The organism is Herbaspirillum sp. (assembly GCF_017744395.1).
Taxonomy (GTDB): Bacteria; Pseudomonadota; Gammaproteobacteria; order Burkholderiales; family Burkholderiaceae_D; genus Herbaspirillum.
The window spans coordinates 931,545-945,423 of the sequence record NZ_JAGIBI010000001.1 but is presented as its reverse complement, the minus strand read 5'-3'; the positions used below and the strand labels follow the sequence as shown (position 1 = coordinate 945,423).

Here is a 13,879-nt window from a genome sequence, read left to right as displayed (position 1 = left end):
CAATGTTTAGGAAAGGATTCACCGCGATGGACATGATGCATTTGACGCGCAAGGCGCTGGCGGCGATGGTTGCGGCCGGGGTATGCCTGGCCGCAACCATGCCGGCCCAGGCGGAGCGCTTGAAGGATCTCGCCAGCATCCAGGGCGTGCGCCAGAACCAGCTGGTCGGCTACGGTCTCGTGGTCGGCCTCGACGGCAGCGGCGACCAGACCACACAGACGCCGTTTACCGTGCAAAGCGTGATCAGCATGCTGCAGCAACTGGGCGTGAACGTGCCCACCGGCACCAGCAACAATATGCAGTTGAAGAACGTGGCCGCGGCGATGGTGACGGCGACCCTGCCGGCCTTCGCCCAGCCGGGCCAACTGATCGACGTGACCGTGTCTTCCATCGGCAACGCCAAGAGCATCCGTGGCGGCACGCTGCTGATGGCGCCGCTCAAGGGCGCCGACGGCCAGATCTACGCGATCGCCCAGGGCAACATCGTCGTCGGCGGCGCCGGCGCATCGGCTGCCGGCAGCAGCACGACCATCAACCAGCTCTCGGCCGGCCGCATCTCCGGCGGCGCCACGGTGGAACGTTCGGTGCCCAGCGCATTGGGCGGCGGCGACATGGTCATGCTGGAACTCAACGACAACGATTTCTCGACTGCCAGCCGGGTGGTCGATGCGGTCAACAAGCGCTTCGGCATGGATACCGCGGTGGCGCAGGATGGCCGAGTGATCCGGATCCGCGCGCCGATCTCCAGCGGCGACCGCGTGGCCTTCCTGGGCGCGCTGGAAAATATCGATGTGACGCCGGGCAAGCTGTCGGCCAAGGTCATCCTCAACGCCCGCACCGGTTCGGTGGTGATGAACCAGAGCGTGATGCTGGACACCTGCGCCGTCTCGCACGGCAACCTGTCCGTGGTGATCCAGGCCGACAACGCCGTCAGCCAGCCCAATGCCCTGGCCGGCGGCCAGACGGCGGCGGTCCAGAATGCGCAGATCTCGATCAACAAGGAGCCCGGCAAGGTGATGCTGCTCAAGGGCGGCGCCTCGCTGGCCGATGTGGTCAAGGCGCTCAACGCCATCGGCGCGACGCCGCAGGATCTGCTGGCGATCCTGCAGGCCATGAAGGCGGCCGGTTCGTTGCGCGCCGAGCTGGAAGTGATTTAACCGCGTTTATGCCGCCGGGACCGAAACTGCGGTCGGCCTGGCCAAAGAATAACTGATCGCCAACCAAGGTATTTCATGCTCAACAAGATCAACCCATCCAATCCGACCGACAATCTGGCCGTCGATGCGAATGGGCTGAACAGCCTGCGCGAAGCCGCACGCCAGAACGGCAATTCGCCGGAGGCGATCAAGGGCGCGGCCAAGCAGTTCGAGGCGCTGTTCCTGAACATGATGATGAAGAGCATGCGCGACGCCACGCCGCACAACAGTCCCTTTGATAACGAGCAGACCAAGATGTTCACCTCCATGCTGGACCAGCAGATGAGCCAGAACCTGGCGCAGCGCGGTATCGGCCTGGCCGATGTGCTCACGCGCCAATTGTCCGCCTCGTTGCCGAAGAAGCTGCCGGATGCGCAGGATCTGGAGCTGCAGCAACAGCAGCTGGAGGACGGTTTGCCGATGAACATCCCGCTGGTCAGGGAAATGAGCGAGGCTGACCGCGCCAAGTTCATCCAGAGCTTCGCCAACCAGCAGGCCGCCGATCCGGATGGGCAAGGGCGCAACAAGCAGCGGCGCTCCTCCTCCAGCAAGCCGGCCCACGTCGAGGCCTTCCAGAACCGTTTGCAGGCCGATGCCGAAATCGCCAGCAAGATGACCGGTATTCCGGCCAAGTTCATGCTGGCGCAGGCCGCGCTGGAGACCGGCTGGGGCAAGAAGGAAATCGTCACCCGCGACGGCCGTTCGGCGCACAACCTGTTCGGCATCAAGGCCACCGGCAACTGGACCGGCAAGGTTGTCGAAGCGACCACGATCGAATACATCAACGGCAAGCCGCAAAAGCGCGTGGAAAAATTCCGCGCCTACGATTCGTATGCCGACGCGTTCCGCGACTATGCGAACCTGCTGCGCAGCAATCCGCGCTACGAGAAGGTGCTAGCCAGCGCGCAAGACGCCCACGGGTTCGCCTACGGCCTGCAGCGTGCAGGCTATGCGACCGACCCGCATTATGCGGAAAAGCTCTCCCGCATCATTCGCCAATCCTTGTCGGCATAAGAGCCTGTTCAGTTTGCCTTGCCGGGAACTGCCAGGTTCCAGACAGGGCCCAAAATGCAAGTTCCCGGCACGCATGCACAAGCTGATCGGTGCCGCCCGGAAACAAAATGGCCGGCCCGATCTAAAGTTTTTGTAAAGCGTGCCGTAGACTTGGTTATTCCGTTAAAGAAGATCCAGATCCAGCATGGCAACCAATATCTTTAGCATCGGTCAGAGCGCGTTGCAGGCGGCGATGGCGGCGCAAGCCACCACCAGCCACAACATCTCGAATGCAACCACTCCCGGCTACAACCGCCAGGTTGCCGTGCAGAGCACTGCCGGCGGCATCAACTACGGCTACGGTTTTCTCGGGCAGGGCACCCAGGTTGCCGAGATCAAGCGCGTCTATAACGATTTCCTGGTCAAGCAGCAATTGGCGTCGCAGACGTCGGCCAGCTCGCTGGACTCTTACTATTCGCAGATTTCCCAGATCGACAACCTGCTGGCCGATAAGGATGCCGGCCTGTCGCCGGCTCTGCAGGATTTCTTCAAGGCCGTCCAGAACCTGGCCTCCAACCCGAATACCGATGCGTCGCGGCAGTCGGTGCTGTCGATGGGTTCCAGCCTGGTGGCGCGCTTCCAGAGCCTGAACGACCAGTTGGCGCAAAGCCGCACCAGCGTCAACAACCAGATCACATCGACCGTCGATACGCTCAATTCGTACGCGACCCAGTTGGCCGAACTGAACAAGGCCATCGTCAAGGCCCAGGGCGCCGGCGGCGGCCAGGCGCCGAATGACCTGCTGGACCAGCGCGACCAGGTGATCGCCAACATCAACAAATACGCCAAGGTCAGCATCGTGCCGCAGGACAACGGTTCGTCCAGCGTGTTCATCGGTTCCGGCCAACCGCTGGTGATTGGCGACCAGGTGACTACGCTGGTGGCGACGCCTTCTCCTGATGATCTGACGCGTCTGCAGATCGGTTATCCGGTCAACGGGGGCAACGCCATCATTCCGGACAGCTTCTTCTACGAAGGCGGCAGCCTGGGCGGGTTGCTGAAATATCGTACCGAAAGCCTGGATCCGGCGCAGAACTCGCTGGGGCGAATCGCCACCATTCTCGGCTCCACCTTCAACGACCAGCAAAAGCTCGGCCTGGACCAGAACGGCGTTGCCGGCACCAATTTCTTCAACGTCGCCAATCCGGCGGTGTCGGGCAAGTCGACCAACAGCGCCACCGCCGCGATGACGGCGACCATCACCAATGCTTCGGCATTGACCACCAGCGACTACACCTTGTCGTATGACGGCACCAACTATACCGTCACCCGCTTGTCGGACAATACCAAGACCGTGATCAATCCGGCCGCCGTGCCGTCGCCGGTGGTGGACGGGGTGTCGTATTCCGCTGTGACGATGGCCGCCGGCGACAGTTTCAAGATCAAGCCGACGGTCGATGGCGCCGCGCAGTTGACGATGGCGATCAGCAATACCCAATTGATCGCGGCAGCAGCGCCGATCGTGACCGGCGGCAATGCTGCCAACTCTATCGGATTGACTACCACCGGCAATACAGGCAGCGGCATCGTCTCCAATGCGTCGCTGGATACGTCTATCTTCAAGCAAGGTTCTTCCTTGACATTGACGGCTGCAAGCGCGACGACCTTATCGGTGAATTGGACCAATGCGGGGGCGCCTCCACCGTCGATTACCATAACAGATCCAAGTGGCGTTTCCACTCCTTACAATCCGCCTTTCACGACAATACCGTATGTTGCAGGCGGAACTTACAGTGGTGGTGGCATCAGCTTTACGCTGTCAGGAGCGCCGGCCGTCGGTGACAATTTTGCCTTTGCCCCGGTTGCGGGCAACAAAGGGACGGCCTCTATCAGTGCGGGTTCAGTTGACTCGAATTATCTGGCCGCACCGCTGGCGGCTCCGATGAAGATGACTTATTCGACCACGGCCCCGGTTGGTTTTGCTATTTCTCCAGCGGTGCCAGCAACTGGTGGCGTCATTACGCATAAGGATGGCACCACGACCCCGATCGCCGGCGGTGCAACCAGCTTGCCATATGTCGTAGGAGATTCGTACACTTTTGGTGGTATGACATTTGCCATCTCGGGGCAGCCGGCTAATGGTGACCAATTTACTATCTCGCCCAATACCAATGGTGCCTCGGACAACCGCAACGCCTTGCTGCTGGCAGGCCTGCAGACCAAGAACACCATCGGAAATACCAGTTACCAGGGATCGTATTCGCAACTGGTGGCTACTGTCGGCAACAAGACCAACGAGATCAACGTCACCAATACCGCCGAAAAGGCGCGCCTGCAAGCGATCACGACCGAGCTGCAATCGGAGTCGGGGGTGAACCAGGACGAAGAGCTGGCTAACATGATCAAGAACCAGCAGCAGTACCAGGCTGCGGCAAAGATCATCCAGGCGGCCAGCGACATGCTCAACGTGCTGTTCACGTTGGGCCATTAATCGAAGAGTTGAAGGACGACTGACATGCGTATTAGCACCCAGATGCTGTATCAGATCAGCAATAACGATCTGACCACCATGCAAGGTCAGCTTCTCAAGCTGAACCAGCAGGTTTCGGCCGGCCAGAAGGTACTGGTGCCGTCGGACGATCCGGTGGCTTCCGCGCGCGCGCTGGACCTGTCCCAGAGCCAGGCGCTGAACGACCAGTACAAGATCAATCGCCAGAACGCAAACAGCGCGCTGGCGCAGGTTTCCAGCACGCTCACCAGCTTCACCGACATGCTGACCAAGCTGAAGTCGGATGTGATCAAGGCCGGCAACCAGTCATTCAGCAATGCCGAACGCGCCAACCTGGCTTCCGAACTGAAAAGCAACTTCCAGGAAGTGCTGGGCTATGCCAATGCCAAGGATGGCCAGGGCAACTACCTGTTCTCCGGCTTCAAGAGTACCACCCAGCCATTCACGCAGGATGGCAACGGCAATGTGATCTATAACGGCGACCAGGGTACGATGACCTTGCAGGTCGACTCGTCCCGCCAGATGGAGATCAGCGCCTCCGGTCAAGCCATCTTCCAGGGCAACGGCCAGGACATCTTCCAGTCCATGACCAATCTGATCAGTGTGTTGTCGGTGCCGGTGACAGAGGCTGCCAATCAGGCTGATAATACCGCAGCGCTTAACTATCAAGTTCCAGCGGGTTCAGGCAATAAACCGATCTTGAACTATAAAAATGCACAGGCGGCGCTGGATGCAATGGATCCCTCCAATCCAGGCTATGCCGCCCAATTTGCCGCTACCGCAGCGGCTAAATTACAGGCTGATGCTGCCGAGGCGGCGCGTACCCCGGTGACCGGTAGCCAAGCTTACCTGACGCGCCAACTGGCTAGTTTCAATGGCCAGTTCGACACCATGCTCAACAATGTCGGCTCCGTCAGTGCAGCGGTCGGCTCTCGCCAGAATGAACTGGATAACCTTGATGCTGCCGGTCTGGTCAAGAATGAGAACTACACGGCGACGGTCAACAACCTGCTGGGCCGCAATACTTCCGACGTGTCCGAACTGATCAGCGACCTGACGCTGAAGCAGACCTACCTGTCGGCGGCGCAAAAGGTGTTCGTGTCGACCAGCAGCCTGACGTTGCTGAACTATCTCAAGTAAGGCAAGACGGCAATTGGGCGGCGCCTGTCGGGCGCGCAACCAAAGAAAAAGGCGAACTGCGGTTCGCCTTTTTCTTTTCCTCGCATCGCATCCGTCAAGGTTTGGGCGGCGGCGCGCCGATGGTCGGCATGCTGCCCAGCTTGCGCACCATCTCGATGCCGTCCGAGAGGAAATGCTGCAGCGGCGTGAGCATGTAGGGCAGGCTGACACCGATCAGGATGAAGCCGGCCAGCATGGTGATCGAAAAGCCGATGCCGAACAGGTTCAGCTGCGGCGCCGCACGCGTCAGGATGCCCAGTGCGAAGTTGGTGATCAGCAGCGCGATCAGCAGCGGCAGCGACAATTGCAGCCCCATGCTGAACACGCGCGCGCCCCACAGCGCGACGCCATGGAAGCCTTCGGCGGTGACGGGCAGGGCGGTGATGGGCAGGGTATGGAAGCTTTCGGCCATCACCGACAGCAGGATCAGGTGGCCGTTCAGGCTCAGGAACACCATGGTCGCCAGCAGCGAGAACACCTGGCTGACCGCCGAGGTGCGGCCCTGGGTCTGCGGATCGAAGAAGGCGGCGAATGACAGGCCCATGGTGGAACTGGTCAGTTCGCCCGCCGCTTCGACGGCGGCGAATACGATGCGCATGGCAAAACCCATCGACAGGCCGATGACCAGTTGCTGCGCCAGGATCAGCAGCCCGGCCATCGACATCGGCTCGAGCGCGGCCGGTATCGGCACGTCGGGGGCGATCAGCAGCGCTATCGCGATGCCCAGCATGACCTTGACCAGCATCGGCACGCTGGCGCTGCCGAACGGCGGGGCGATCGCCAGCAGGCCGAGGATGCGGGTAGTCGGCCAGATGAACATGGCGACCCACGTATAGAGCTGCTGGCTGGTGAAGTTGATCATGTGAAGCTGTGCCGCAGGGCGGCCGCGACGCCGCCCGCGAAAGAAGGGCGCCGCGGCGGCGTTACTGGACCATGGCGGGAATGCCGCCGAACATGGTGCGCATATAGTCCAGGATGACGGTGAGCATCCACGGGCCGGCGATGATGAGCGCCAGGAATACGCCGACCAGCTTGGGAATGAACGACAAGGTTTGCTCGTTGATCTGGGTGGCGGCCTGGAAGATGCTGACGAACAAACCGATGATCAGCGACGTCAGCAGCATCGGCGCGGCGATCAGCAGGGTAACTTCGATGGCCTGGCGGCCCATGGTCATGACGCTTTCGGGAGTCATATCGCGGCGCTCCTCATCCTAGTAAAAACTTTGGGCCAGGGAGCCGATCAGCAATTGCCAGCCGTCGACCAGCACGAACAGCATCAGTTTGAACGGCAATGAAACGATGGCAGGCGACATCATCATCATCCCCATGGACATCAGGATACTGGCCACCACCATGTCGATGATGAGGAAGGGAATGAAGATGGCGAAGCCGATCTGGAATGCGGTCTTGAGCTCGCTGGTGACGAAGGCCGGGATCAACAGGCGCAGCGGCACGTCTTCCGGGCCTTGCAGCGCGGGGCCGCGCGACAGCTTGACGTACAGGGCCAGGTCGGACTGGCGGGTCTGCTTGAGCATGAATTCCTTGAGCGGCGCGGCGCCCTTGTCCAGCGCTTCCATCATCTGGATCTTGTTTTCCGAGAAGGGCTGGTAGGCCTCGGTGTAGATGCGGTCGAACACCGGCCCCATGACGAAGAACGTCAGGAACAGCGACAGGCCCACCAGCACCTGGGTAGGCGGCGTCGATTGCGTGCCCAGGGCCTGGCGCAGCAGCGACAGCACGATCACGATGCGGGTGAAGCACGTCATCATCAGCAGCGCGGCCGGGATGAACGACAGCGACGTCAGCAGCAGCATCGTCTGGATCGGCAGCGAGTAATTCGTGCCGCCGCCAGGCGCAGGGGTGCTGTTCAGTGCGGGAATGCCTTGCTGGGCCGATGCCGCCAGCGGCAGGCACAGCAGGAGAAGAATCCAGAAGCGGCCGGAGCGCAGCAGCGATGCTGCGCCGGCGATCCATGGGCGGTGCCGGAAAGCGTGTCCGGACCGGATCCCTTGCGGGTCAGGTTGTGCTGCCATCATTGCCTGTGCGGCCGCCGCTGGCGGGGCCGTTGTTACGTTTGTCCATGGTTTGCTTGAGCCAGGAAGAGAAGGCCGGGCCATTCGCCTTGGCGGGCTGGGCCGCGACATGCTCCTGGCGCGGCATCGTGGCCAGCGCATTGACGCGGCCGGGGGCGACGCCGACCACGATCCACTGGTCGCCCACCTCGATCACCATCACCCGTTCGCGCGTGCCTACGCTGACGCCGCCGATTACCCTGGCAGCCGCATTGCCGGCCAGGTTCTGCGCCAGGCCGAAGCGTTTGAAGAGCCAGGCGATGCCGGCCATCAGCGCCAGCACTGCAATCAGGCCGAGCAGCATGGTCAGCACGCTGCCGCCGGAGGACGGCAGCGGCGGCGCTGCCGGCACGGTCGCGCCTGCGCCTGCCGTGCCGGTGTTGTCGGCCCATGCCTGGCTGAGGTGGAATAGGCTGCAGGCGCACAGGAGGAAGCGGGCGGACAAGGTTTTGAAACCTTTGGAAGTCCGCCTCGGGCTACGCGAAAAGTGGGTGGGGGATGCTGCGAAGAAGCGATTCATCGAAAGGCGTTAGCGGTTCAGCTTGCGGATGCGTTCGGCCGGCGTGATGATGTCGGTCAGGCGGATACCGAATTTGTCGTTGACCACCACCACTTCGCCCTGGGCGATCAGGCAGCCGTTGACCAGCACGTCCATCGGCTCGCCGGCCATGCCGTCGAGCTCGACCACCGAACCCTGGGCCAGTTGCAGCAGGTTCTTGATGGCGATCTTGGTGCGGCCCAGTTCGACCGTCAGCTGAACCGGGATATCGAGGATGAAATCGATGTCGTTGGGGGTATTGGTCTGGATGTCGGCCGCGCTGAGGTCCTTGAACACGGTAGCCGTTGCCGCCTGGGCATCGATACCTTTTTCATCTTCCATCTGCCCTTTTTTCTGCTCTGCCTCGGCTTGCGACTGTTCGGCCATGGCCGCGCCCCACGGATCGTCCTCCGCCGCGGTTTGACCTTCTACGTTCTCATCAGCCATTGCTACTCTCCTTGAAAGCTTTCCGGTGGTTCATTTTGGGTGATGGAAAGCAGCTTTTCGACGCGCAGGGCGTATTGGCCATGAAATTGGCCGTAGCTGCATTCCATCACTGGCACGCCGTCGACTTCTGCATTGACGGTCTGCGCGGTTTGCAGCGCGATAACATCGCCGACCTGCATGTTGAGCAGGTCGGTAAAGGTGAGGCGGGCAGTGCCGAAATTGGCGATCAGCTCGACCTCCGCGGTCTGGATCTGCTGCTTCATCAGGCGGATCCAGCGCTTGTCGACTTCCAGCGCTTCGCCTTGCATGCTGCTGGTGAGGCGGTCACGCACCGGCTCGATCATCGAGTAGGGCGTGCAGATATGGATTTCTCCGCTGACCGGGCCAAGTTCGATGGTGAAGGTGGTGGACACGACCACTTCGTTGGGCGTGGCGATGTTGGCGAACTGGGTGTTCATTTCCGAGCGAATGAATTCGAATTCGATCGGGTAGATCGGTTCCCACGACTTGGCGTAGTTCTCGAAGGTGATTTCCAGCACGCGCATGATGATGCGCTGCTCGGTGGGCGTGAATTCGCGGCCTTCGATGCGGGTGTGGAAACGGCCGTCGCCGCCGAACATGTTGTCCACCAGCATGAACACGAACTGCGGGTCGAACACCACCAGGCCGATCCCGCGGAAGGGCTTGATGTGGACCAGGTTCAGGTTGGTCGGCACCACCAGATTGCGGATGAATTCGCTGTACTTGGACACCTTCACCGGGCCGACCGAGATCTCGGCGGTGCGGTGGATGAAGTTGAACAGGCCGATGCGGAACAGGCGGGCGAAGCGCTCGTTGATGATTTCGAGCGTGGGCATGCGCCCGCGGACGATGCGTTCCTGCGTTGCCAGGTTGTAGGTACGTACCGTACCAGGAGCTTCTTCGACGACTTTTTCTTCGTCTTCATCTCCCGTCACGCCCTTCAACAGGGCATCGACTTCTTCCTGCGATAGAAAGTGCTCGGCCATGGTGTTTGACTTCTCTTACGCTCTTACTGCTGTTGGATCACGAAGGACGTGTAGAACACGTCGTTGATCACGGGACCCTTGCCGCTGCCGGAGAAGGGTTCGCCCAACTGGTCGATGATTTCGTCGGTCAGCGCGCGCTTGCCTTCGTTGGTAAGCAGTTCGGATGCTTTCTTGCTCGACAGTACCATCAGCAGGCGGCTGCGCACTTGCGGCATGTACAGCTTGAGCATTTCGGCAGTCGGGGCATTGGGTACTTGCAGGGTCATGGCCACTTGCAGGTAGTGATCGCCGTTTTCCTGCTGCAGGTTGACGACGAAAGGTTCGATGACCACAAAGGTCGGGGTCTTGGCTTCGACTTTCTCTTCGGCGTGGTCTTCGCCTTTCTTGCCCTTACCGCCGAGCATGAAGAATGCGCCGGCGCCGATCACCACCACCAGCACGACGCCGACGATGATGAACAGCATTTTCTTGCTGGACTTCGCCGGAGCCGCTTCTGCTTCAGCGCCCTTGGCCGGGGCCTTTCCTTTTGTCGCCATCTACTTTCCTTTCTGGTCGTCAGCGCGTATTGCTTGATGTGTGCTTATCGGCAAAGAATTCTTATTGTTGAGTCCGGCGCAGACGATAATGCGATTCCCCCGGTACTGCCATGTATATGTTGCCTGTTTTCCGGCGGTTGGCCTCAGGCGAAGGTGTCTACCAGGCCCAGGCCGCTGCTGACGGCGGCACTGCCTGCGGCGGCCACCGCGTCGCTCTCCTGCCCATTGCCGAAGCTGCCGGAAGAGGAGGCATTGCGCGCTTGCTGGCTGTGCGCCCCTTGCTGCTGGTTGGACATGCCGGTGTTGACCGTGGCCTGGCCCAGCTGGATGCCGGCCTGGTCCATCATTTCGCGCAGTTTTGGCATTGCCGCTTCCAGCGCCTGCTTGACTTCTGGCTGGGCGGTGATGAAGGTGGCGTCGGCTTGCGCGTTGTGCACGTTCAGCACCACCTGCATCGGGCCGAGGTCGGGCGGGTTCAGTGTCAGCGATGCGCTTTGGATGCCGCCGCTGACCATCCAGGTGATTTTCTGGCCGACCGCCTGGTCCCAGCCGGCGCTGCCGACATTGGGCTGGATCTTGTCGGTGTAGGCGGCGCCGAACACGGCTTGCGGCTGGTTCGCGGCGATCGCCTGCTGCATGGCCGGCAGCGCGACGGGCGCCGGCGCAGCCTGCGGCGCGTCCGGCTTCATCGAGGCCGCATCCGCCGCCAGCTTGGCGGCCTGGGCGCGCGATGCGCTGCCGGCATCGTCCTTGGGCGCGGCCTTGGCGTTCAGGTCGATGGCCGGCTTGTCGTCCTTGGCGGCGCGGTGCGCGCCGGCATCGGCGTTGTTTTGAGCGGATTCCGCGGCAGCTTCTTTCTTGCCGTTGTTGGCCGTGATGCTGCCTTGCAGGGCGGCGAAGTCGATTTTCTGATCCTTGCCGTTTTGCTGTGCCAGGGCATGGTCGTCGTCCTGCAGGGACAAGGCCGGCGCGCTGCGCTTGGATTGGGTCAGAAGGTCGTCTTGGGCATTGGACTTGGCATCGGCGCCGTCGCCTTTGCCGCCGGCGACCGGTTGAACCGCGTTTTGCGCCAGGTTGGCGACCAGCGCCAGCAGCTCGGCCGAAGCGGGGGCGGTGCTGTCGTCGGCCTGGTCATCGTCCTTGCCGGCATCGGACTTCTTGTCGGCGGAAGCTGTGGAGGACGCGGCGGCGCCATTGCCGGCGGCCGCGGATTGCGCGGGCTGGCTCGGCTGCGCGGGCGCGGCGGCGCGCGGCTGGCTTTGCTGCTGGCTGTCGGTATTGCGGTTGCCGACCTGGCTGTTGAGCACCTGGTTGAACGGGACGTCGGCCGTGAAGCTGTCGGCCGGATTGGACGAACGCGAACCGGTGGCGGCGCTTTGCGAGCCGGTGATCACATTCAACAGTGGCAGGGATGTATTCATGGGAGGCCTGTCCGGTAACTTGCTGATCGTTGTTTCGTCGTTCGTCTTCTATCGTTTGTAGAAGGTAATGCGCGAGGCATGCTCATCCATTGCCTTCTGGTCGCGCCGGTTTTCCTTCCGCAATTCCTTTTCCTTGGCGCGCGCCGCCAGCGTGTCGTAGGACATGCGCTTGCGTTCGCAGGCTTGCCATGCCATCCGCGCATCGGCCACCTTTTGCTGGGTGCTGCGCACCACATCCTGCTGGCCGGTGATGGCGGTATCGATCTTTTCGATGAAGAGCTGGAAATTGCGGTAGCTCAGCGCCGTCAGGCCGGTCGTCAGGGTCTCCTGGAACCTCGCCGCGTAGTCGTCGCGGTATTGTTGCAGGATGGCAAGTTTCTGCTGCGCTTCCTCGCTCACGCGAATCGCCCGACCGAGGCGCTTGGTCGCTTCGTCGGTCTCTTTGGTCGCCAATTCGATCAGCGTCTCGAGTGCGGAGGGAGTAGCCATGATAGCCCTGATTATATTTTTCCAGGCCCGCGCTCAATCAACCGAATAGAGCGGTAAGTTGCCTCAAGCTCTCTGATACATCGGCACGCTCCTGAATCCCTTGCTGCAAAAACGCTTCGATTCTTGGCAATAAGGCAATGGCTTCGTCCAGGACCGGGTCGCTGCCGGAGGCATAGGCGCCCACGCTGATAAGGTCGCGGTTGCGCTGGTAGCGCGAGTACAGCTGCTTCAGGTGGCGTGCGCGGAGCTGGTGGTCTTCGCCGGTGATGCTGTGCATGGCCCGGCTGATCGATTGCTCGATATCGATGGCGGGGTAATGCCCGGCCTCGGCCAGTTGCCGGTTGAGCACGATGTGGCCGTCCAGGATGGCGCGCGCGGCGTCGGCGATCGGATCCTGCTGGTCGTCGCCTTCGGTCAGCACGGTGTAGAAGGCGGTGATCGAACCGCCGCCTTCCTCGCCGTTGCCGGCGCGTTCGACCAGGGCCGGCAGCTTGGCGAACACGGAGGGCGGATAGCCCTTGGTGGCCGGCGGCTCGCCGATGGCCAGGGCGATCTCGCGCTGGGCCATCGCGTAGCGCGTGAGCGAGTCCATGATCAGCAGCACATCCTTGCCCTGGTCGCGGAAATGTTCGGCGATGGCGGTGCAGTAGGCGGCGCCTTGCAGGCGCATCAGCGGCGGGGTGTCGGCCGGGGCGGCCACCACCACCGAGCGCGCCAAGCCTTCGGCGCCGAGGATCTGCTCGATGAATTCCTTGACTTCGCGGCCGCGTTCGCCGATCAGGCCGACCACGATCACGTCGGCGCTGGTGTAGCGCGCCATCATCCCCAGCAGGACGCTCTTGCCTACGCCTGAGCCCGCAAACAGGCCCATGCGCTGGCCGCGGCCGACGGTGAGCATAGTATTGATGGCGCGTACCCCGGTGTCCAGGATGTCGCGGATAGGCGCACGGTTGAGCGGGTTGGCTGCGCGCACGGCGAGCGGCGCCGAGCGTTCGGTGTGCAGGGGGCCGAGGTTGTCGAGCGGGCGGCCGGCGCCGTCCAGCACGCGGCCCAGCAGTTCGTTGCCGACCGGCAGGCGGCGGCTGTGCTCGTCGATGCGGCGCGGCGTGAAACTGATGGGGCCGGTGCGCGGCGGCGGATTGACCGGCTCGACGGGGAAGACGCGGGTGCCCGGCACGATGCCTTCGACATCGCTTTGCGGCATCAGGAACAGGCGATCGTCCTGGAAGCCGACCACTTCGGCTTCGATCATGGTGCCGTTGGGCAGCGGGACGTTGCAGGGGCTGCCGACCGGCAGCTTCAGGCCGACCGCTTCCATCACCAGGCCGGCCACGCGCGTGATGCGCCCTGCGGTCTGGGTGGGTTCGGCCATGCCGACCAGGCTGCGGCAGTTATGCAGGTAGGCTTGCCACAGGCTGCTGTGGGAAGGCATCGGGGAATTCATGCGAATCCCCCTTGCAGACGGTCGAGTCGGGCCGGGCGGACGGGCGGC

14 protein-coding genes are annotated in these 13,879 nt (G+C 62.1%); 4 read left to right on the top strand and 10 right to left on the bottom strand.

Features of this window, described 5'->3' with window-relative positions:
- Positions 1-26: 26 nt before the first annotated feature.
- From J7548_RS04225 to flgL, 4 genes are all read left to right on the top strand, one after another.
- Positions 27-1,157 carry a flagellar basal body P-ring protein FlgI gene (locus J7548_RS04225; RefSeq protein ID WP_290971611.1) on the top strand — a complete coding sequence of 377 codons (1,131 nt, stop codon included), beginning with the start codon at positions 27-29 and terminating at the stop codon, positions 1,155-1,157.
- Between the two features lie 75 nt (positions 1,158-1,232).
- The gene (gene flgJ / locus J7548_RS04220) at positions 1,233-2,210 is read left to right on the top strand and encodes a flagellar assembly peptidoglycan hydrolase FlgJ (RefSeq protein ID WP_290970768.1); all 978 of its coding nucleotides are present in this window, start codon (positions 1,233-1,235) and stop codon (positions 2,208-2,210) included.
- Between the two features lie 184 nt (positions 2,211-2,394).
- The gene (gene flgK / locus J7548_RS04215; RefSeq protein ID WP_290970765.1) at positions 2,395-4,680 is read left to right on the top strand and encodes a flagellar hook-associated protein FlgK; all 2,286 of its coding nucleotides are present in this window, start codon (positions 2,395-2,397) and stop codon (positions 4,678-4,680) included.
- Positions 4,681-4,704: 24 nt separating this feature from the next.
- Positions 4,705-5,838, top strand: coding sequence for a flagellar hook-associated protein FlgL (gene flgL, locus J7548_RS04210; protein ID WP_290970762.1), 1,134 nt, complete (start codon positions 4,705-4,707; stop codon positions 5,836-5,838).
- 94 nt (positions 5,839-5,932) lie between these two features.
- Here flgL and fliR read toward each other — a convergent pair whose 3' ends face one another.
- The 10 genes from fliR to fliI form a co-directional block, all read right to left on the bottom strand.
- Complete coding sequence (gene fliR, locus J7548_RS04205; RefSeq protein WP_290970759.1) at positions 5,933-6,739, bottom strand: flagellar biosynthetic protein FliR; 807 nt, start codon at positions 6,737-6,739, stop codon at positions 5,933-5,935.
- Positions 6,740-6,800: 61 nt separating this feature from the next.
- A complete protein-coding gene (fliQ, locus tag J7548_RS04200; protein ID WP_290970756.1) occupies positions 6,801-7,070 on the bottom strand; it encodes a flagellar biosynthesis protein FliQ in 270 nt (89 codons plus the stop codon).
- A gap of 18 nt (positions 7,071-7,088) precedes the next feature.
- Positions 7,089-7,826 carry a flagellar type III secretion system pore protein FliP gene (fliP, locus tag J7548_RS04195; RefSeq protein WP_290971609.1) on the bottom strand — a complete coding sequence of 246 codons (738 nt, stop codon included), beginning with the start codon at positions 7,824-7,826 and terminating at the stop codon, positions 7,089-7,091.
- A 67-nt stretch (positions 7,827-7,893) separates the two neighbouring features.
- Positions 7,894-8,394: a flagellar biosynthetic protein FliO gene (gene fliO / locus J7548_RS04190; protein WP_290970754.1), complete on the bottom strand. Its 501-nt coding sequence runs from the start codon at positions 8,392-8,394 to the stop codon at positions 7,894-7,896.
- An 84-nt stretch (positions 8,395-8,478) separates the two neighbouring features.
- Positions 8,479-8,934, bottom strand: a complete 456-nt coding sequence (gene fliN, locus J7548_RS04185; RefSeq protein ID WP_290970752.1) for a flagellar motor switch protein FliN — start codon at positions 8,932-8,934, stop codon at positions 8,479-8,481.
- 2 nt (positions 8,935-8,936) lie between these two features.
- The gene (gene fliM, locus J7548_RS04180; protein WP_290970749.1) at positions 8,937-9,941 is read right to left on the bottom strand and encodes a flagellar motor switch protein FliM; all 1,005 of its coding nucleotides are present in this window, start codon (positions 9,939-9,941) and stop codon (positions 8,937-8,939) included.
- A gap of 23 nt (positions 9,942-9,964) precedes the next feature.
- Positions 9,965-10,477: a flagellar basal body-associated protein FliL gene (gene fliL, locus J7548_RS04175; protein ID WP_290970746.1), complete on the bottom strand. Its 513-nt coding sequence runs from the start codon at positions 10,475-10,477 to the stop codon at positions 9,965-9,967.
- 143 nt (positions 10,478-10,620) lie between these two features.
- Positions 10,621-11,898, bottom strand: a complete 1,278-nt coding sequence (locus J7548_RS04170; RefSeq protein ID WP_290970743.1) for a flagellar hook-length control protein FliK — start codon at positions 11,896-11,898, stop codon at positions 10,621-10,623.
- A 48-nt stretch (positions 11,899-11,946) separates the two neighbouring features.
- The gene (gene fliJ / locus J7548_RS04165; protein WP_290970741.1) at positions 11,947-12,387 is read right to left on the bottom strand and encodes a flagellar export protein FliJ; all 441 of its coding nucleotides are present in this window, start codon (positions 12,385-12,387) and stop codon (positions 11,947-11,949) included.
- Between the two features lie 37 nt (positions 12,388-12,424).
- On the bottom strand, positions 12,425-13,831 hold the full coding sequence (gene fliI, locus J7548_RS04160) for a flagellar protein export ATPase FliI (protein WP_290970738.1): 1,407 nt from the start codon (positions 13,829-13,831) through the stop codon (positions 12,425-12,427).
- Positions 13,832-13,879 lie beyond the last annotated feature (48 nt).

Coding starts and splice junctions, on each gene's coding strand:
- flgK (WP_290970765.1), top strand. CDS start 2,395: ATGGCAACCAATATCTTTAGCATCGGTCAGAGCGCGTTGCAGGCGGCG.
- fliR (WP_290970759.1), bottom strand. CDS start 6,739: ATGATCAACTTCACCAGCCAGCAGCTCTATACGTGGGTCGCCATGTTC.
- flgL (WP_290970762.1), top strand. CDS start 4,705: ATGCGTATTAGCACCCAGATGCTGTATCAGATCAGCAATAACGATCTG.
- fliM (WP_290970749.1), bottom strand. CDS start 9,941: ATGGCCGAGCACTTTCTATCGCAGGAAGAAGTCGATGCCCTGTTGAAG.
- fliQ (WP_290970756.1), bottom strand. CDS start 7,070: ATGACTCCCGAAAGCGTCATGACCATGGGCCGCCAGGCCATCGAAGTT.
- J7548_RS04170 (WP_290970743.1), bottom strand. CDS start 11,898: ATGAATACATCCCTGCCACTGTTGAATGTGATCACCGGCTCGCAAAGC.
- flgJ (WP_290970768.1), top strand. CDS start 1,233: ATGCTCAACAAGATCAACCCATCCAATCCGACCGACAATCTGGCCGTC.
- fliI (WP_290970738.1), bottom strand. CDS start 13,831: ATGAATTCCCCGATGCCTTCCCACAGCAGCCTGTGGCAAGCCTACCTG.
- J7548_RS04225 (WP_290971611.1), top strand. CDS start 27: ATGGACATGATGCATTTGACGCGCAAGGCGCTGGCGGCGATGGTTGCG.
- fliL (WP_290970746.1), bottom strand. CDS start 10,477: ATGGCGACAAAAGGAAAGGCCCCGGCCAAGGGCGCTGAAGCAGAAGCG.
- fliN (WP_290970752.1), bottom strand. CDS start 8,934: ATGGCTGATGAGAACGTAGAAGGTCAAACCGCGGCGGAGGACGATCCG.
- fliJ (WP_290970741.1), bottom strand. CDS start 12,387: ATGGCTACTCCCTCCGCACTCGAGACGCTGATCGAATTGGCGACCAAA.